Origin of the sequence: Acidovorax sp. 93 (assembly GCF_003633835.1) — a bacterium.
In the GTDB taxonomy this organism is placed as follows: domain Bacteria; phylum Pseudomonadota; class Gammaproteobacteria; order Burkholderiales; family Burkholderiaceae_C; genus Acidovorax; species Acidovorax facilis.
The window spans coordinates 4,429,207-4,448,048 of the sequence record NZ_RBIT01000001.1; the positions used below are offsets into that span (position 1 = coordinate 4,429,207).

18 protein-coding genes are annotated in these 18,842 nt (G+C 65.2%); 10 read left to right on the plus strand and 8 right to left on the minus strand.

The features are described from left to right. Window positions 1–8: 8 nt before the first annotated feature. The 3 genes from C8C93_RS20200 to C8C93_RS20210 form a co-directional block, all read right to left on the minus strand. Window positions 9–806 carry a DUF72 domain-containing protein gene (locus tag C8C93_RS20200; protein WP_233559524.1) on the minus strand — a complete coding sequence of 266 codons (798 nt, stop codon included), beginning with the start codon at window positions 804–806 and terminating at the stop codon, window positions 9–11. Window positions 807–882: 76 nt separating this feature from the next. Continuing rightward, complete coding sequence (locus C8C93_RS20205; protein WP_121508074.1) at window positions 883–2,196, minus strand: ATP-binding protein; 1,314 nt, start codon at window positions 2,194–2,196, stop codon at window positions 883–885. Next, a complete protein-coding gene (locus C8C93_RS20210) occupies window positions 2,193–2,966 on the minus strand; it encodes a response regulator (RefSeq protein WP_121508075.1) in 774 nt (257 codons plus the stop codon). The genes C8C93_RS20205 and C8C93_RS20210 overlap by 4 nt, the downstream gene beginning before the upstream one ends. A 178-nt stretch (window positions 2,967–3,144) precedes the next feature. Between C8C93_RS20210 and C8C93_RS20215 the strand changes: the two genes are divergently transcribed. From C8C93_RS20215 to C8C93_RS20230, 4 genes are all read left to right on the plus strand, one after another. After that, window positions 3,145–3,678: a DUF2147 domain-containing protein gene (locus tag C8C93_RS20215; RefSeq protein WP_121508076.1), complete on the plus strand. Its 534-nt coding sequence runs from the start codon at window positions 3,145–3,147 to the stop codon at window positions 3,676–3,678. Between the two features lie 2 nt (window positions 3,679–3,680). Beyond that, window positions 3,681–4,394 (plus strand): cytochrome c biogenesis CcdA family protein, encoded by a 714-nt coding sequence (locus C8C93_RS20220; RefSeq protein WP_121508077.1) that lies wholly within the window; start codon window positions 3,681–3,683, stop codon window positions 4,392–4,394. 25 nt (window positions 4,395–4,419) lie between these two features. Continuing rightward, complete coding sequence (locus tag C8C93_RS20225; RefSeq protein ID WP_121508078.1) at window positions 4,420–5,001, plus strand: thioredoxin family protein; 582 nt, start codon at window positions 4,420–4,422, stop codon at window positions 4,999–5,001. 82 nt (window positions 5,002–5,083) lie between these two features. Continuing rightward, window positions 5,084–6,406, plus strand: a complete 1,323-nt coding sequence (locus tag C8C93_RS20230; RefSeq protein ID WP_121508079.1) for a serine hydrolase — start codon at window positions 5,084–5,086, stop codon at window positions 6,404–6,406. A gap of 55 nt (window positions 6,407–6,461) precedes the next feature. Here C8C93_RS20230 and C8C93_RS20235 read toward each other — a convergent pair whose 3' ends face one another. The 5 genes from C8C93_RS20235 to dnaA all read right to left on the minus strand — a co-directional run bounded on the left by C8C93_RS20235 (window position 6,462) and on the right by dnaA (window position 13,400). Next, the gene (locus C8C93_RS20235; RefSeq protein WP_055401254.1) at window positions 6,462–6,899 is read right to left on the minus strand and encodes an OsmC family protein; all 438 of its coding nucleotides are present in this window, start codon (window positions 6,897–6,899) and stop codon (window positions 6,462–6,464) included. Between the two features lie 650 nt (window positions 6,900–7,549). Further along, window positions 7,550–7,963, minus strand: a complete 414-nt coding sequence (locus C8C93_RS20250; RefSeq protein WP_055401223.1) for a YkgJ family cysteine cluster protein — start codon at window positions 7,961–7,963, stop codon at window positions 7,550–7,552. A gap of 3 nt (window positions 7,964–7,966) precedes the next feature. Continuing rightward, window positions 7,967–10,582 (minus strand): DNA topoisomerase (ATP-hydrolyzing) subunit B, encoded by a 2,616-nt coding sequence (gene gyrB / locus C8C93_RS20255; protein WP_121508081.1) that lies wholly within the window; start codon window positions 10,580–10,582, stop codon window positions 7,967–7,969. A gap of 144 nt (window positions 10,583–10,726) precedes the next feature. After that, entirely contained in the window at window positions 10,727–11,845 is a 1,119-nt protein-coding gene (dnaN, locus tag C8C93_RS20260) for a DNA polymerase III subunit beta (protein ID WP_055401227.1), read from the minus strand. A 130-nt stretch (window positions 11,846–11,975) separates the two neighbouring features. Continuing rightward, window positions 11,976–13,400 (minus strand): chromosomal replication initiator protein DnaA, encoded by a 1,425-nt coding sequence (gene dnaA, locus C8C93_RS20265; protein ID WP_121508082.1) that lies wholly within the window; start codon window positions 13,398–13,400, stop codon window positions 11,976–11,978. Window positions 13,401–13,832: 432 nt separating this feature from the next. Between dnaA and rpmH the strand changes: the two genes are divergently transcribed. The 6 genes from rpmH to C8C93_RS20295 all read left to right on the plus strand — a co-directional run bounded on the left by rpmH (window position 13,833) and on the right by C8C93_RS20295 (window position 18,759). Beyond that, window positions 13,833–13,967, plus strand: a complete 135-nt coding sequence (rpmH, locus tag C8C93_RS20270) for a 50S ribosomal protein L34 (RefSeq protein WP_005798102.1) — start codon at window positions 13,833–13,835, stop codon at window positions 13,965–13,967. 73 nt (window positions 13,968–14,040) lie between these two features. Next, entirely contained in the window at window positions 14,041–14,556 is a 516-nt protein-coding gene (locus tag C8C93_RS20275; RefSeq protein WP_121508083.1) for a ribonuclease P protein component, read from the plus strand. Continuing rightward, window positions 14,553–14,846, plus strand: coding sequence for a membrane protein insertion efficiency factor YidD (gene yidD / locus C8C93_RS20280; RefSeq protein WP_121508899.1), 294 nt, complete (start codon window positions 14,553–14,555; stop codon window positions 14,844–14,846). Before C8C93_RS20275 ends, yidD begins: the two co-directional genes overlap by 4 nt. Continuing rightward, on the plus strand, window positions 14,843–16,552 hold the full coding sequence (yidC, locus tag C8C93_RS20285) for a membrane protein insertase YidC (RefSeq protein ID WP_121508084.1): 1,710 nt from the start codon (window positions 14,843–14,845) through the stop codon (window positions 16,550–16,552). Before yidD ends, yidC begins: the two co-directional genes overlap by 4 nt. 147 nt (window positions 16,553–16,699) lie before the next feature. Then, window positions 16,700–18,124 (plus strand): tRNA uridine-5-carboxymethylaminomethyl(34) synthesis GTPase MnmE, encoded by a 1,425-nt coding sequence (gene mnmE / locus C8C93_RS20290; protein ID WP_121508085.1) that lies wholly within the window; start codon window positions 16,700–16,702, stop codon window positions 18,122–18,124. A gap of 143 nt (window positions 18,125–18,267) precedes the next feature. Next, window positions 18,268–18,759: a Crp/Fnr family transcriptional regulator gene (locus C8C93_RS20295; protein ID WP_055401233.1), complete on the plus strand. Its 492-nt coding sequence runs from the start codon at window positions 18,268–18,270 to the stop codon at window positions 18,757–18,759. Window positions 18,760–18,842: the final 83 nt, after the last annotated feature.

The window sequence follows — 18,842 nt, forward strand, 5'->3', positions numbered from 1 at the left end:
CGCCGCTGCTAAGCGCGCAGGCCCAGTTGCCTCAGCAACTCCATCGCGCCCGCAGGCGCTCGCTCTTTCGCGCCGTTGATGAAGTAGACGAACACATCGCGCGGCCGCTCGCCGCCGGTCCAGGTGCGCACGCCATCGGCCCACTGTGCAATCGCCTCGTGCGTGTAGCCGGTGGGCACATCGGCCTGGCTGCGCATCAGCCGCAGGTAGGCAAAATCGGCCTCTGCATCTGCGATGGCGGGAAACTTTTCGGAGTCCGTGTAGACAGGCACGCAGCCGTATTGGCGGGCCAGCGCCACGAACTCTGGCGTGGCAAAACTCGGGTGGCGCACATCCAGGGCGTGGCGCAGCCGCAGGCCATCCACCTGTTGTGGCAGCAGGGCCAGAAAGGCCTCAAAGTCCCGTGGCTCAAACACCTTGGTCGGCATGAACTGCCACACGATGGGCCCGAGCTTGTGCTTGAGTTCCGAGATGCCGCTCTCCACAAACCGCGTGATCGACTCGCCTGCCTGCGCCAGCACGCGCCGGTGCGTGGCAAAACGGTTGGCTTTGAGCGAGAACAGGAAACCTTCGGGCGTTTCATCCCGCCACTTGGCGAAGGTGGGCGGCTTGAAGGTGCTGTAGTACGTGCCGTTGACCTCGATGGAGGTGAGCTGGCGGCTGGCGTACTGCAGCTCCTTGCTGTGCGCGAGGCCTGCGGGGTAGAAGTTGTCGCGCCAGGGCTCGAAGGTCCAGCCGCCGATGCCGATGCGGATGTTTTGGCTTCTGCTGCTACTGCCTGCGTTGGTGCTACCAGTGCTGTCCACGGTGTTCCCCTCATGAATCCACGGAAGGGCCACTGTAGCAGCGGCCTGCTGCGCCTGGAGAGCCCACAGAGCGGTGCTATGGCTGCGGGCCGGGCAGCTCGACCCGCGCCTCCAGCCCCGCACCATCCTCACGCGGCCCCAGCACCAGCCGGCCGCCCAGCGCCTGCGCCAGCTCGTTCGCAATGGCCAGGCCTAGCCCCGTGCCGCCTGTGCCGCGGTTGCGCGAGTCTTCCAGCCGCACATAGGGTTGGAGCACGGCGGCCAGGTCAGCTTCCGGTATGCCCGGCCCCCGGTCCAGCACGCGCAGCAGCCACTGGCCGTGATCTCCAGCCTCCAGACTCACTTCAGCCGCGCCCGCGAACTTGAGCGCGTTGTCCACCAGGTTGCACACCAGCCGGCGCAGGGCCTGCGGGCGCGAGTCGCAGGTGCCCGGGTCTGCGTGCAGCAGCGTCACGGGCAGGCCCGCATCGGCGTAGTCGAACGCGATGCTCTGCAGCAGCGCGCGCAGGTCCACGCGCTGTGGGGGCTCCTGGGCCGCCTGGGACGAGCGCGCGTAGGCGATGCCCTCTTCCACCAGCGACTGCATCTCGGCCAGGTCTGCGTGCAGCTTGCCCTGCAGCGCGGTGTCGTCCAGCAGGTCGGCGCGCAGGCGCAAGCGGGTGATGGGCGTTTGCAGGTCGTGCGAGACGGCGGCCAGGATGCGCATGCGCTCCTCCAGGTGCGCCTGGATGCGCTGCTGCATGCGGTTGAAGGCCTGGGCAGCGCGCTGCACCTCGCGCGGGCCGTCCTCGGCCAGGGGCACGGCGGCGCGGTCGGCACCCAGCGCATCGGCCGCATCGGCCAGCGTGCGCAAGGGCCGCGTGGCCGCGCGCACGGCCCAGGCGCACAGGCCTACCAGCAGCGCCAGCTGTAGCGCCAGCGCGCCCAGCACCCAGGGCGAGACCTGCAGCCGGGGCTCGTCCATGTCCACGGCCAGCGGCGTGCCGTCGGCCAGCTGCAGCTGTAGGCGCAGCTCGGTGCCGGGCACGTGGGGGTCGATCACCCGCACCGTCTGGCCGGGGGGCAGCGTGGCGCCCACGGCGCCTGCAATCAGGCGGGCCAGGTCGGACGGGTCTTCGGGTGCGTCCAGCGGCGCGGTCAGCGCAAACCGGTAGTTGCGACGCGCCAGCCGGTCCACCCACTGCGCGCGCTCCGCGGCGGGCAGGCGGTCCAGCATGGCCATGGAGCTGGCCACATCGCTCGCCAGGTACGACACCATGGCGCGGCGCATGGTCATGCTGCGCTCGGTGATCGCCAGCACGAAGGTCAGCGCATGCGCCAGCGCCAGGCCCAGTGCCAGCACCAGCAGGATGCGACCGAACAGCGAGCGGGGCCACCAGCGCAGCGTCATGCGGCGGCTCCTCCCGGCGCGGGTGCGGTTGCCGGTGCGGGCAAGACGTCGGCGCAGAACACATAGCCCTCGTTGCGCACGGTCTTGATATAGCGCGAGCCGCGTACCCCGTCGCCCAGCCGCTGGCGCACGCGGCTGACCAAGAGGTCGATGGAGCGGTCGAACACATCGGCATCGCGACCCTGCGTGAGCTGCAGCAGCTGGTCGCGTGTGAGGATGCGCTGGGGGTGGTCCAGCAGCACGCGCAGCAGCCGGTATTCGGCGCCCGACAGCGCCACCACTGCGCCCGTGGCATCGAGCAGGTGCCGCGCCGTGGTGTCCAGCCGCCAGTCGCCGAACGCAAGATGGCGCGCGGGCTCGGCCACGGCCAGGTTGGGCGGCAGCATGCGCGTGCGCCGCAGCACGGCGTGGATGCGCGCGAGCAGCTCGCGCGCGGCAAAGGGCTTGGTCAGGTAGTCGTCCGCACCCAGCTCCAGGCCCAGGATGCGATCCGCCTCGTCGCTGCGCGCGGTGAGCATGATGATGGGCAGCGGCGGCGTGCCGGGGCTGCGCAGCTCGCGGCACAGCGCGATGCCGTCAGTGCCCGGCAGCATCAAGTCCAGTACCAAGAGGTCGATGCGTTGCGTGGCCAGCACCTCGCGCATCTGCCTGCCGTCGGCTGCCACGCTCACCTGCAGGCCCTGGCGCTGCAGGTACTCGGCCGCCAGCTCGCGGATGCCGGCGTCGTCATCGACGATCAGGATGTGGTCGGGCGGGGTCGTCGTCGTCATGGGCGCTGATTGTCCAGGCTTTGGCGCCTTGCGGTGAGGCCGGTACGGGCCCGCATGTATCTGAACTTGTCTGCCGGTGCCGCCGACACGCGCGCGTACCAAAAGGCCTGTGCAGGACAAACCGCCGATACGTGCGCTGGCTTGAATGCAGTCTTCCTGAACTTCACGAGGACTTGCCATGAAACCATCCTTCGCCCTGGCCGCCGCTGCGCTGGCCCTGGGCCTGGCGCACACCGCCAGCGCGCAAGAGGCTGCCACCCAGCCCGCCACGGCGCCGCACCCCAAGGCCCCGCTGGGCCGCTGGATCACCGAAAGCGGAAACCTGGAGGTGGAGATTGCTCCCTGCCCCACTAACGCCAATGGCACTGCCAGTGCGAACACCGGTGGCAGCAGCGGCACCAACACCCTCTGCGGCAAGGTGGTGCGCGTGCTGGCCAACCGGTCGATGAGTGCACCCGGCACCGAGATGGCCGCGGCCGACGCGCGGCCCGCGCTGGGCATGACGATGCTGTCCGGCCTGCGCGACAGCGGCAGCGGCAGCGGCGAGTACCAAGGCGAGATTTACAACCGCGAGAACGCCAAGACCTACCGCTCCACCCTCACCCCCGCTGAGCCCGACCAGCTGCTGGTGCGCGCGTATGTTGGTATCCCGCTGTTCGGCAAGACGCAGGTGTGGCGTCGCCCGGCCGCAGAGCGTGGGGGCGTGCAATGAGCATGGCCGCCACCTCCCCCTGGCTGGCCGTGGCCGCTGGCATGCTGACTGTGGGCGCGCCCTGCGTGCTGCCCATGTTGCCGGTGGTGCTGGGGGCGTCGGTGGCGGGCGGCCCAGCGCAGCGCACGCGTCCGCTGTTCATCGCGCTGGGGTTTGCGCTGTCGTTCGCAGCCGTGGCGCTGCTGTTCAGCAGCTTCACGCAGGTGCTGGGCGTGTCGCCCGAGGGCTTGCGCCGGTTCGCCGCCGTATTGCTGCTGGTGTTTGGCGTGCTCACGGTGTGGCCCAAGCCATTCCAGTGGCTGAGCCAACAGGCGGGTGGCGTGCTCAACTGCGCGGCCAGCCTGGGGATGGGCGCATCGGCGGGCAACTGGGGCGGGCTGCTGCTGGGTCTGAGCCTGGGTGCGGTGTGGACGCCCTGCGCCGGGCCGGTGCTCGCCGCCATCCTCACGCTCATCGCCACGGAGCCGCCCGGGGTCAGCACGGCGGTGCTGTTGCTGGCCTATTCCACCGGCGCCGCGCTGCCCATGCTGGCCATCGCCTACGGCGGTCAGGCCGCGGCCAGTCATGTGCGCCGCATCTCCCGTCATGCGCACCGCGTGCAGCAGGTTTTTGGGGTGGTGGTCATCGCCGTCGCGCTGGCCATCCTGCTGGAGGTGGATGGCCAGGTCACAGCGTGGCTGTCGCAGTTCTATCCCTCAAGTTTTGGAGGGCTGTAAGCGGCCCTCAGCAAGGAGTTTCACCATGACATCGCGCATTTCTTCACCCATCTCGTTTCAGCGCCGCACGTTCCTGGCGTCTGCAGCATCTGTGGCTGCCGCCGTGGCGGCACCCGCCCTCACCCACGCAGCAGGGCCCGCCGTCCAGGCGGCCACGCTGCCCGACTTTGGCGCGGCACCCGAGTTCACGGGCATCGAGCGCTGGCTCAACTCCCAGCCGCTCACTCTGGCCCAGCTGCGCGGCCGCGTGGTGCTGGTGGACTTCTGGACGTATGCCTGCATCAACTGCATCCGCACGCTGCCCCACGTGAACCGCTGGGCCGAGCTGTACACCCCCCAGGGCCTTACGGTGGTGGGCGTGCACACGCCGGAGTTTCCGTTTGAGCGCACTACCCGCAATGTCGAGGTGGCCATGCGCCGCCACGGCGTGAAGCACCCCGTGGCGCAGGACAACCGCTACGGCACCTGGAAGGCTTATAGCAACCAGTACTGGCCCGCGGCCTACCTCATCGATGCGCAGGGCCGCATTCGCTACAAGCACTTTGGCGAAGGCGAATACGAGCGCACCGAGGCCGTGATCCGCGCGCTGCTGGCGGCGCGGAGCTAGGCGTCTGGCTCCACCGTTCACCCATTTTTATCCCGTCATTTCTCTGCCCGCTCTCCACTTACCTTTGCAGGACTTTTGCACCATGCCGTACCCCCGCCTTCAATTTGCCCTGGTCACACTCGCCGCGGCCGCTGCTGCTCTCTGCATGGCCGCTACCAGCCACGCCCAGGCACCGCAACTGCCCCCGCCCGACGCCACCCACCCCGCCACGCTGCAGCTGATGCAGGGCTTTCCGCCGCCGCCCGACAAGGTCGTGCGCCTGGCCAACATCCTCAAATACCCCAACGTGCGCTGGGCCGCGCACCACCTGCGCGAGCTGGGCCCCACGGCCGCCGTCTGGCGCGGCGCCGGCGCACCCAGCGCGCTACTCGCCGCAGCCCGCGCGCTGGACGATGCACTGCCGGTGCCCGACGGCAAGGGCGGCACCACCACGCTGGCTGACTGGCAAAAGGCCACCTACACCGATGGCCTGCTGGTGCTGCACCGAGGCCGTGTCGTGTACGAGCGCCACCACATCGGCATGCAGCCGCACCAGCCCCACGTGCTGTGGTCCATGAGCAAATCGCTCACCGGCCTGCTGGTGACCGAACTCATCCAGGAAGGCGTGATCGACCCCAAAGCGCTGATCCCCCGCTACCTGCCCGAGCTGGCCACCAGCGCCTGGGCCGATGCCACCGTGCAGCAGACCCTGGACATGACGACCGGCGTGCAATACGCCGAGAACTTTGCCGACCCTGCGTCCGGCGTTTTCCAGTACCTGGCCGCCGCAGGCCTGCAGCCCGCGCCGCCCGGCAGCAACGCCGCCAAAAGCATGGCCGAGTTCCTGCCCACGTTCAAGAAAGAAGGGGAGCACGGCACCGCGTTTGCGTACAAGTCGGTGGACACGGAAGTACTGGGCTGGCTGCTGCAGCGCGTGACGGGCAAGAGCTACGCCACGCTGCTGTCCGAGCGCATCTGGTCGCGCCTGGGCGCACAGGAGGATGCCTATGTGTTTGCCGATGCGAACGGTGGCCAGTCCACCAGCGTGGGCGTGAACGCCACGCTGCGCGACCTGGGGCGCTTTGGAGAAATGCTTCGTGCCAATGGCAGCTTCAACGGCCAGCAGATCATCTCGGCCGCCACCATTGCCGAGCTGCGCAAGGGTGCCGATCCCACGAAATTCAGCATGGCCCCCGGCACGGCCATGCGCGCGGGCTACTCGTACCACAACCAGTGGTGGGTGCCGCACGATGCGGACGGTACGCTGGAAGCCAAGGGCCTGATGGGTCAGCACATCCACATCAACCCGGCGGCAGAACTGGTGGTGGTGAAGCTATCAACACACCCGGTGCCCAACACGGCCTTCACCCACGCGCTGGACCGGCAGGCATTTGCTGCGCTGGCAGCGGCGGTGCGGGCTCGCTGAGGGTGAAGAAGAATCGGCCAAGGCGGCGCCCCCGGCGCTGCGCCTGTACCGATAGCTACTTCACGAGCGTGGCGGTCAGCGTGATCTCTGGCACCGAGGCCAGTGCCTTGGACAGCGGGCAGTTGGCCTTGGCATCGGCCGCTAGCTTCTGAAAGGCAGCATCGTCCATGCCCGGCACCTTGGCCGTGAGCGTGAGGGCGATGCGGTCAATCACAAAACCATCGCCTTCCTTGCTGAGCCGCACGCTGGCCGTGGTGTCGACGGTCTCGGTGGCGATGCCAGCCTTCTCGGCGGCAAAAGAAAACGCCATGGTGAAGCAGGCTGCATGGGCAGCGCCCACGATCTCCTCGGGATTGGTGCCCTTGCGGTCGTCGCCGAAGCGGCTGGCAAAGCCGTAGGGGTACTTGTCCAGTGCGCCGGTCTCGGTGCTGATCTGGCCCTGGCCGGACTTGCCGGCACCTTCCCAGTGAACGCTGGCTTTCTTTTCAGACATGGTGTGCTCCTTGTGGTGAATGGGGTGAACCACCCATGTCACCACGCCCCGCCGCTCGGGCGTGTGGGACACCGTCGCGTCGTGCTGTCCATCTTGAACGTGCATCGTGGCGGGCATGGGTGCCCGTTGCAGTGCTAGCGTGCAACACCACACTAGACGTCTTCAATGAAGGGCTGGGTCCGCACCATAAGGAACGCATCAAACGGACACCGCACCGCGCACAAGGCGCACCCCGTGCAGGCCGCCGCAGCAGGATAGAACCGGGAGCCAGGCGACCACGACAGCATTGCAGCTCAGCGCACGCAGCACCGCTGGTCGAGCGCTGCCGTGGTGGGCGGGCTTGTAAACAACACCGAAGGCGGGTGCGCTGGCGATACTGTGCGTGCACGCCCCCTGCAGCAGCAACAGTGCCTCCACCATCACCCGGCACCTTCTCGTCCGTGGACACGTCCAGGGCGTCAGCTACCGCTGGTTCATGATGCATGGCTGCCCAGCAGCGCGGTGTGCAAGTGCCGTGATGGCAGAGCCTGCGGAGCCTTGGGCAGGCCTTGTACAGAGGGACACGGTGTAGGAGCAGGGAGGTTGGTCAGCTTGCACTGTGTCGGGTGCCGCGCTGCTGCACCAACCGACGGATTGGTCTTGGTGACCGTTCAGCCCTTGCGCTGCAAGTCCCGAGCCCCATAAGCACAGTACCCAGGCTTGGGGCTCTTCTTTTGTGGGTGCAGCCGGCACGTCTCGGGCCGCTTGTCATACACCGTGCACAGCCGGGTCTTCGGGTCCAGAAAATTGCAGTCCCCGCTGGCCCGCCGCGCCATCGTGAAGATCGCGTTCTTGTGATTGAAGTGGTCAATCAACCGCGCCTTGAGCAGCCGCTTGGCAATGTGCCGCAGCTCTTCATGCTCGGCCTCGAACGGGTCTACCAGCTCAAGCCGCACCAGGTCGGGCAACTGCACTTCCAGCGGCATCGTGCAGCAGTTGGCCGCGCAGGTGTCGCACAGGCCCGCGCGGTAGCGGGTCCAGGTGTCGAGGCGGTCGACGTCAACGATGGCGATGGGAGATCTCAACGATCAGACGTCGATATTGCCCGCCCGCAAAGCGTTCGTTTCAATGAAATCCCGCCGGGGCTCCACCTCATCCCCCATCAGCATCGTGAACACCCGGTCCGCCTCGATCGCGTCGTCGATCTGCACGCGCAGCAGGCGGCGCACGTTGGGGTCCATCGTGGTTTCCCACAGCTGCTCGGGGTTCATCTCGCCCAGGCCCTTGTAGCGCTGGCGGGATGTGCTGCGTTCGGCTTCGCTGATCAGCCACTTCATGGCCTGGCGGAAGTCGCCGACCTTTTCTTCCTTCTGCTTTTCGCCCTCGCCGCGCAGGGCCTTGGCGCCGTCGCCCAGCAGGCCGCGGAAGGTTTCAGCCGCTTCGGCCAGGGCGGCGTAGTCGGCGCCGTGCACAAAGTCTTGCGTGATGACGCTGCTCTTGATGTTGCCGTGGTGGCGGCGGCTGATGCGCAGCAGGGGCTTGTCGGTGCGTGCGTCGAATTCGCCAGCCACTTCGGCGGGGGCGCCGGTGGTGTTGAGCTCGCGCAGCTTGGCTTGCAGGGCCACGGCGCTGGCTTCGGCGTCGGCCACGGTGTCGAGCTTGAGGCTCACGCCGTCGGCAATGGCGCGCAGGGCTTCGGCGTCCATGAAGTTGCCCAGGCGGGCGATGACGCTTTCAGCGATCTGGTGCTTGCGCGCCAGTTCGGCCAGGGTGTCGCCCGTCAGGGTTTGCGGGTTGGCGCCGCCGGTGGTCACGCTGGCGTGGTTCAGCGCAATGCGCAGCAAGAAGCCGTCGAGTGCGGGGGCGTCCTTCAGGTACAGCTCTTCCTTGCCAGCCTTCACCTTGTACAGCGGCGGCTGGGCAATGTAGATGTGGCCGCGCTCGACCAGCTCGGGCATCTGGCGGTAGAAGAAGGTGAGCAGCAGGGTGCGGATGTGGGCGCCGTCCACGTCGGCGTCGGTCATGATGATGATGCGGTGGTAGCGCAGCTTGGCCACGTCAAAGTCGTCGCCGCCGGTGGTGCCACCGGCCTTGCCGATGCCGGTGCCCAGGGCCGTGATCAGCGTGAGGATTTCGTTGCTGGTCAGCAGCTTTTCGTAGCGGGCTTTTTCCACGTTCAGGATCTTGCCGCGCAGGGGAAGGATGGCCTGGAACTTGCGGTCTCGGCCCTGCTTGGCAGAGCCACCGGCGGAGTCACCCTCCACGATGTAGATCTCGCACATCGCTGGGTCTTTTTCCTGGCAGTCGGCCAGTTTGCCGGGCAGGCCCATGCCGTCGAGCACGCCCTTGCGGCGGGTCATTTCGCGGGCCTTGCGGGCAGCTTCGCGGGCGCGGGCGGCCTCCACGATCTTGCCGCAGATGATCTTGGCGTCGGCCGGGCGCTCTTGCAGGTAGTCGGTGAGCAGCTTGCCCACGATGTCTTCCACGGGGGCGCGCACTTCGCTCGACACCAGTTTGTCTTTGGTCTGGCTGCTGAACTTGGGCTCGGGCACCTTCACGCTCAGCACGCAGCACAGGCCTTCGCGCATGTCGTCACCGGTCACTTCGACCTTGGCCTTCTTGGCGAATTCGTTTTCTTCGATGTATTTGTTGATGACGCGGGTCATCGCGGCGCGCAGGCCGGTCAAGTGGGTGCCGCCGTCACGCTGGGGGATGTTGTTGGTAAAGCAGAGCACTTGCTCGCTGTACGCGCTGTTCCACTGCATCGCCACTTCCACGCCGATGTGGGTGCCAGGGATGCCGCCATACGTCTCGGCCGGGCGCTCGCCCGCTGCGTAGAACGATGTGGGGTGCAACACCGTCTTGCCCTTGTTGATGAACTCCACAAAGCCGCGCACGCCACCAGCGCCCGAGAAGTCGTCTTCCTTGCCGCTGCGCTCGTCTTTCAGGCGAATGCGCACTCCGTTGTTCAAGAACGAGAGTTCGCGCAGGCGCTTGGCCAGGATCTCGTAGTGGAACTCGTTGTTCTCCTTGAAGATCTCGGTGTCGGGCAAGAAGTGCACTTCGGTGCCGCGCTTGTCGGTGTCGTCCAGCACCTGCATGGGCGAGACTTCCACGCCGTCCACCGTCTGCACGATGCGGTTTTGCACGAAGCCCTTGCTGAACTCCAGCGCGTGCACCTTGCCTTCGCGGCGCACAGTCAAGCGCAGCATCTTGCTGAGCGCGTTCACGCAGCTCACGCCCACGCCGTGCAGGCCGCCCGAGACCTTGTAGCTGTTCTGGTTGAACTTGCCGCCCGCGTGCAGTTCGGTCAGTGCGATCTCGGCGGCCGAGCGCTTGGGCTCGTGCTTGTCGTCCATCTTCACGCCGGTCGGAATACCCCGGCCGTTGTCGGTGACGCTGATGGAGTTGTCGGAATGGATGGTGACGACGATGTCGTCGCAGTGGCCGGCCAGGGCTTCGTCGATGGAGTTGTCGACCACCTCGAACACCAGGTGGTGCAAACCGGTGCCGTCGCTGGTATCGCCGATGTACATGCCGGGGCGCTTGCGCACGGCCTCCAGGCCTTCGAGGATGGTGATGGCGCCTTCGCCGTAGCTTTCGCTGGCCCCGGCTTGGTTGGTGTCGATCTTGGCGAGGGTGGGCTCAACATGGCCGGAGACGCCGGTGTCTTCGGGCTCGGAGGGGATGTTGTCAACGGTCATGGTGGGCCTTGGGATCCGTGGAAACCGGGGTTTCCAATGTGTCAATATAGGTCAAATTGGGCTCTAGCGCTTATCCAGTAAGCGCTAGCAGCTATCAAAACGGTAGTCGTCGTGGTCAGGCTGTGCAGCAGGGCGGGGGCCGTCTCAAATGCGCATTGGCATGACCACGTACTTGAAGCTGTCGTTCTCGGGGATGGTCAGCAGCGCAGAGCTGTTGCCGTCCGAAAGCTCCACCTTCACCATGTCCTGGCCCATGTTGGCCAGGGCGTCGATGAGGTAGGTCACGTTGAAGCCGATCTCGATGGTGTCGCCACCGTAGTCGATGTCGAGCTCGTCCACGGCCTCTTCCTGCTCTGCGTTGTTCGACGCCACGCGCAGGGTGCCGGGCTCCAGGTTCAGGCGCACCCCCTTGAACTTGTCGCTGGTCATGATGGCCGTGCGCTGCAGGCTGGCCAGCAGCGGGGCGCGGCCCAGGGTGATGCTGTTCTTGTGGTTCTTGGGGATCACGCGGTTGTAGTCGGGGAACTTGCCCTCGACCAGCTTGGTGACGAACTCCATGCCGCCAAAGGTGAACTTGGCCTGGTTGTTGGCGAACTGCATCTCGATGTGGGGCTGGTTCTCGCCGCCCGCATCGCTGAGCAAACGCTGCAACTCGATCACGGTCTTGCGCGGCAGGATGACTTCCTGCTTGGGCACTTCCACATCCAGCGTGGCGCTGGCAAAAGCCAGGCGGTGGCCGTCGGTGGCCACCAGGGACAGTTGCTTGCCCTCAGCCACGAACAGGATGCCGTTGAGGTAGTAGCGGATGTCCTGCACCGCCATGGCAAACGACACCTGACCGAGCAGATCTTTCAGCGTCTTTTGCGGCACGGCGAACACGGGGCCGAAGGCGGCAGACTCTTGCACCAGCGGGAAGTCTTCAGCCGGCAGGCTTTGCAGCGTGAAGCGGCTCTTGCCGCCTTTCAGGATGAGCTTGGACTGTGCCGATTCGAGGCTAACGGTCTGGTCGCCCGGCATGGTGCGCAGGATGTCGATGAGCTTGCGCGCCCCCACGGTGGTGGTGAAGTCGCCGGTGTCGCCGCCCAGCTCAGCCGTGGTGCGGATCTGGATTTCGAGGTCGCTGGTCGTCAGCTGCAGGGCATTGCCCGTCTTGCGGATCAGCACATTGGCCAGGATGGGCAGCGTGTGGCGGCGCTCCACGATGCCAGCCACGGATTGCAGAACCGCGAGAACCTTGTCTTGTGTTGCCTTCAGGACGATCATGTCTTCAACCTCTTGTGGTTTTTGGGACGGTGCGTGGACAGCGGCACAGGTCGTGCCTCCCCCTGCTGTATAACCCGCCATTTTGCCCGTTTACCGGGCGGGTTCTTTTCGGGGTCTCTCCCACCGGTTATCAGCCTTTCAGGGTCTGTTCCAGCACATGCAACTGCTGGTTCAACTCGGTCAGCTGCTGGCGCTCGCCCGAAATCTTGCGCACTGCATGCAAAACGGTGGTGTGGTCGCGCCCGCCAAACAATTCTCCGATCTCGGGAAGACTCTTTTGCGTCAGTTCCTTGGCCAGGTACATCGCAATCTGGCGCGGCCGGGCAATGCTGGCCGGGCGCTTCTTGCTGTACATGTCGGCGACCTTGATCTTGTAGTAGTCAGCCACCGTTTTCTGGATGTTTTCCACAGAAATCTGCCGGTTCTGGATCGACAGCAGATCGCGCAGCGCCTCGCGGGCGAGCTGGATGGAAATCTCTTTCTGGTTGAAGCGCGAATAAGCCAGGATCTTGCGCAGCGCGCCTTCGAGCTCGCGAACGTTGGAGCGCACGTTCTTGGCTACGAAAAATGCCACTTCTTCGGGCATCTCGGTGCCTTCGACGCGGGCCTTGTTGATCAGGATGGCCACGCGCATTTCCAGCTCGGGTGGCTCGATGGCCACCGTCAGGCCCGAGTCGAAGCGCGACACCAGCCGCTCGTGGATGTTGGCCAGGCCCTTCGGATACGTGTCCGACGTCATCACGATGTGAGATTTCTTGGCCAGCAAGGCTTCGAACGCGTTGAAGAATTCTTCCTGCGTGCGGTCCTTGTTGGCGAAGAACTGCACATCGTCGATCAGCAGCAGGTCGAGCGAGTGGTAGCGCTCCTTGAATTCATCAAAGGTGCGCCGCTGGTAGGCCTTAACCACATCCGACACAAACTGCTCGGCATGGATGTAGAGAACTTTGGCGTCGGGCTTGTCCTGCAGCAGGCGGTTGCCCACAGCGTGCACCAGGTGAGTCTTGCCCAGACCCACGCCGCCATAGATAAACAGCGGGTTGTACAGGTGGCCGGGCATGCCCGCCACGTGCATGGCGGCCGAGCGCGCCATGCGGTTGGCCGTGCCTTCCACCAGCGTCTCAAATGTGAGGCCTGCATTGAGCCGGTTGCGGAAGGCGCCCGCTGAGGCTTCATCGCTGTGGCTCGATTGCGGTTCGGACTGCGTTGCGGTGTTCGATGGTTCAGACGCTGCGGGTCGTGCGTAAGTGCGTACAACGGATTCCCGTTGAGCGAGCGCTAACTCCAGGGTGACGGGCTGGCCATACAGGCCTTCAAGCAACGCGGCAATGCGGCCCGCATACTGCGCCCGGATCCAGTCGAGCTTGAACCGGTTGCCCACCAGCACGGTGACCTTGGAGAAGTCTTCGGCCACCTGGGCAATCAGGGGCTTGATCCAAGTGTTGAACTGCTGCTCGGGCAGGTCTTGCGCCAGTTGCTCTACGCAGGCTTGCCACAGGCCCTGGCCGGCATCTGCACCGGGTGAATGTTGGGGGCTGCGGGAGGGTTCCTCGATCATTTCAGGGGGATTCTTGTTGTGGATAGGAGGAACGGGGCTGGGCGGCGGATTGTAGCTTGTCAAATAGTTATCCACAATTTGAAAACTGCGGTGGTCAGAGGTGTTGATAGTCGTTCAGGGGGGCGCTGTGGTGCTGGCGTGTACCCATTGAAAACCGCAGCCGTAGTTGCCGAGAACCCGTGATAAGCCGCGATAAAACAAGCCGAAACGTGATCCGGAGATAAGCCTGCCAGCCAAAAGGCATTGCCAGCAGCTGGCTAGCCTGCGATAATCTCGGGTTTCCCTGAATGTGTTCAGGGTGATTTGACCCGGCGCGCCGTTATTTCTGCCCCGTGGATCTGCCGCCAATGTTCTGTTGTACAGGGCGTGGCTGCGCAGATTGCAGGGGGTTCAAGAGCAGCAGTCCGGAACTGAACCTCAAGGAATAGCACCATGAAACGTACTTATCAGCCCTCCAAGACGCGCCGCGCGCGCACCCACGGTTTCCTCGTCCGCATGAAGACCCGCGGCGGCCGTGCCGTTATCAACGCACGCCGCGCCAAGGGCCGCAAGCGCCTGGCCGTCTAAGGCCGCTACGGTCTACGGCCTGCTCCCCGCCTGTTCCCGGCTTGTACTGCCAGGTTCCAAACGGGGCGCTTGCATGCACAGGCTGAAAACCCGTCCGCAGTTCCAGGCCACCATGGCGGGGGGCACTGTCTCCCGTACAGCGCATTTTGTGCTGCACCGTCTGGTGCTGGATGCCGAAGGTGCTGCGGCTGACCGCCAAGCCAGTGCTGCTTTACCCACAGGGCCCGGCTCCTTGCCACAACAGCAAGGGCCGCAGGCCCTGTTTGCCGTGCAGGGCGTCTGGCTGGGTGCCATGGTGCCCAAGCGCTGGGCGCGCCGCGCCGTGACGCGCAACACCATCAAGCGACAGATCTACAACGTGGGCGCCACGTTTGAAGCGCGGCTCCCGCAGGCCGCCCATGTGGTGCGTCTGCGCACGGCGTTTGACCGCAAGCAGTTCGTGAGCGCTACGTCCGACCAGCTCAAGCAGGCGGTGCGGGCAGAGCTGTTGCAGCTGTTTGGCTACGCCGCACGGCGTGCAGGTGGGGCCGGTGCTGCTTCCCCCGCGCAGCAACAAGGTGGTGTTGCAGAGCCGGTGGTGCCATGCTGATGCAGCGCTTCTTGATCGGTGTCGTCAAGGGCTACCGGCTGTTCCTGAGCCCTTGGCTGGGTTCGTCGTGCCGGTTTGAACCGACCTGCTCGGCCTATTCGCTGCAGGCGCTGGAGCAGCATGGCGCTGCGGCGGGTAGCTATCTCACGGTGCGCAGGCTGGTACGCTGCCACCCCTGGTGTGACGGGGGCCATGACCCGGTCCCGCAACAATTGCCGCGCAGCATGCGGCTTTTCTCGCGGCTTCATCCTTCCAACACCCAACCATCCTCACCAAAGAAGTCTTCATGAACGACATTCGCCGCACCATCCTGTGGGTGATTTTTGGCTTTTCCATGGTTCTGCTGTGGGACAAGTGGCAGCTGCACAACGGCAACAAGGCTACCTTTTTCCCCACCACGCCAGCCGTGACGGCACCCGCCGCTGTCGGTGCCGCGTCGGGCGCGACCGGGGCTGCCAGCGTGCCTTCCACGAGTGCACCCGTGGCCGCTGCAGCGACGGGGGCCTCTGCAGTGCCTGGCCAGCCAGCGGCTGCTGCGGCAGCACCTGCCCCCCGCGAGCGCATCGAAGTCAAGACCGACCTGTATCGCCTGGTGTTTGACAGCGAAGGCGGCTCGCTCACGCATGCCGAGCTGCTCAAGCACGCCGACATGGCCGACAAGGCCCGCAATTTCCTGTTGCTGGACGAAAGCGCCCAGCGCGTTTATGTGGCGCAAACCGGCCTGATCGGTGGCACGTTCCCCACCCACAAGACTGCCATGACCGTGGTGCCCGGCCCGCGTGAACTCAAGGACGGTGAAGATGAAATCAGCGTTCGCTTCGAATCGCCTGCACAGGGCGGCGTGAAGCTGGTCAAGACCTGGACCATCAAGCGTGGCGCCTATGACATCGCGGTCAAGCACGACATCGTCAATACGGGCAGCGCGGCGGTGTCGCCCCAGCTGTACCTGCAATTGGTGCGCGATGGCAACAAGCCTCCCGGAGAGTCGTCTTTCTACTCCACCTTCACCGGCCCGGCCGTCTACACCGACGCCAAGAAGTACCAGAAGATCGAGTTCAAGGACATCGACAACGGCAAGGTCGACATCCCCAAGGACTCGCCCAACGGCTACGTGGCCATGGTGCAGCATTACTTCGCCACAGCATGGCTGCTGGCCGACGGTGTGCAGCGCGAGCCCTTCACCCGCAAGGTGGACACCAATCTGTACTCCGTGGGCATGCTGACCTCGCTGGGCGCCATCGAGCCCGGTGCCACCAAGACCATCGATGCGCGCCTGTTCGCTGGCCCGCAGGTCGAAACGATGATGGAAAAGCTGTACCCCGGCCTGGAACTGGTCAAGGACTATGGCTGGCTCACCATCCTGTCCAAGCCGCTGTACTGGCTGCTGGACCAGCTGCACAAGCTGCTGAACAACTGGGGCTGGTCCATCGTGGCGCTGGTGCTGCTGCTCAAGATCGCGTTCTACTGGCTCAACGCCAAGGCCTACGCCAGCATGGCCAAGATGAAGGCCATCAACCCCAAGATCATGGAGATGCGCGAGCGCCTGAAGGACAAGCCGCAGCAGATGCAGCAGGAGATGATGCGCATCTACCGCGAGGAAAAGGTCAACCCCATGGGTGGTTGCTTCCCCATCATGATCCAGATCCCCGTGTTCATTGCGCTGTACTGGGTGCTGCTGTCCAGCGTTGAGATGCGCAACGCGCCCTGGATCGGCTGGATTCACGATCTGTCGACGCCTGACCCGTTCTTCATCCTGCCGCTGTTGATGACCGCCAGCTCGCTGCTGCAGACAGCCCTGAACCCCGCGCCGCCAGACCCGATGCAGGCCAAGATGATGTGGTTCATGCCGCTGATCTTCAGCGTGATGTTCTTCTTCTTCCCGGCCGGCCTGGTGCTGTACTGGCTGACCAACAACATCCTGTCGATTGCGCAGCAGTGGCTCATCAACTCCCGCATGGGCGTGCCACCGCAGTTCAACCTGCCAAAATTTAAGTAACCCCCTGAGCGGCTGCGCCGCTTCCCCCTTTCTCTCGCGCTGCGCGCGGGAAGGGGGACGACACCAGCGCGGCGGGGCGGCCCTTGCGCGGTGTCTCGCGCTTGGGCCGCGCCAATTTTTGGCGCTCTCTTCCCAAAATCGCCGCACATGCTTGCCCGCCACCAAGACCCCATCGTCGCCATCGCCACCGCCCCGGGGCGTGGGGCCGTCGGCATCGTGCGCGTGTCAGGGCGCGGGTTGGATGCGCTGGTGCAGGCGGTTTGCGGGCGCACCCTCAAGCCCCGCGAGGCCACCTACCTGCCCTTTCGCGATGCGCAGGGCCAGGCCATCGACCAGGGGCTGGCGCTGTACTTTCCCGGCCCGCACAGCTACACCGGCGAAGACGTGCTGGAGCTGCAGGCCCACGGCGGCCCGGTGGTGCTGCAACTGCTGCTGGCACGCTGCCTGGAGGCGGGTGCCGCCACCGACCCCGCTACCGGCCAGCCCAATCTGCGCGGCTTGCGCGTCGCCCAGCCGGGCGAGTTCACCGAACGAGCCTTCCTGAACGACAAGATCGACCTGGCCCAGGCCGAGGCGATTGCCGACCTGATCGACGCCAGCACCGAGGCGGCTGCCCGCAGCGCCAGCCGCTCGCTGACCGGGGCTTTTTCGGCCGAGATCCATGGCCTGCGTGATGCCCTCATCCACCTGCGCATGCTGGTGGAGGCCACGCTGGACTTCCCTGAGGAAGAAATCGACTTCCTGCGCAAGGCAGATGCGCATGGACAGCTATCGAATTTGCAGCAAACATTGGCCTCTGTGATGCAGCGGGCGCGCCAGGGCGCGCTGCTGCGCGAGGGCATCAAGGTGGTGATCGCAGGCCAGCCCAATGCCGGTAAAAGCTCGTTGCTCAACGCGCTGGCGGGGGCCGAGCTGGCCATCGTCACCCCCATTGCAGGCACCACCCGCGACAAGGTGCAGCAGACCATCCAGATCGAAGGTGTGCCCCTGCACATCATCGACACCGCCGGCCTGCGCGACAGCAGCGACGAGGTGGAGCGCATCGGCATCGCCCGCGCCTGGGACGAAATTGCCGGGGCCGACGCGGTGCTGTTCCTGCATGACCTAGAGCGTGCGGATGCTCCTGAATACATAGCTGGTGACGCCGATATAGCAAGCGCGATGGCCCAAAAAATGCCCAAGAGCATTCCCGTGATTGACGTCTGGAACAAGCTCGACCGGGCGCCAGGGGCGGCTGCGGCGGCGGGTGAAAACGCCCGGCCTGGCGTGCACCTGTCTGCCCGGACGGGCGAGGGCCTGGATGGTCTGCGGCGCCTGCTTCTGGAAGTAGCCGGCTGGCAGTCTGCGCCGGAAGGCCTCTACATTGCCCGTGCCCGGCATGTGGAGGCTTTGCAGGCCGTGGGGGCTCACTTGCAAGAGGCGGCCGACCAGCTGCAGGCCCAGGGCCCGGCGCTGGATCTGCTGGCCGAAGAGTTGCGCCTGGCTCAGAACGCCCTCAGCGCCATCACCGGCGAGTTCAGCTCGGATGACCTGCTGGGCGTCATTTTTTCCAGTTTTTGTATTGGCAAATAGGTCCGCAGAAGTGCGACTGTTCGTGCAGTTTGAACGGGCTGGCCTCCGACCAGGGCGCACAGGCCGCCGCCTGTCGCTTATGTTGTAAATGGACGTAAACAGCGCTTGTGCGCAATCTGTAACAAGGGTACTTTCGGCAGACCATGAATGTTCCCACGCCTGTTGTTTCCAAGGTAGACCTGCAAGGTCTGATCGATGCCATCGCACAGGCCAGTGCCGACGACAGCATGACCAACCCACTGACCCAGGCGCAGTGGGACATCCTCTCGTCTTACCTTCTGCCCGTGGTCATGCCCGCCGGACAGGTGTTGTTCACGCAGGGCGCTACAGACCGTACCTTGTACCTGGTGGAAAGCGGCAGCCTGAGCGTGCACTACCAGGACGAAAAAGAGCGCTTGCGTCTGGCGATCGTCGGGGCAGGCTCCGTGGTGGGCGAAGGTGCGTTTTTCTCGCACCGCTCCCGTAGCGCCACCGTGCAGGCCAGCGCGCCCTGCAAGCTGTGGAGCCTGACCGCCATCCGCTTCACCGAACTTTCCATCCGCCAGCCTGCCATTGCGCTGGGCCTGGTGATGGCCGCTGGGGCGGTACTGGCCAAGCGGCTGGGCAATCGCCGCCGCCGCGTTGCGGCCACCTGACAGACCACCGATGTGGTGGTGGCCTGCGGGCTTTTGCGGGGCAAGAATGGGTGTACAGCAAGTTACACTCAATTTGGATTTTT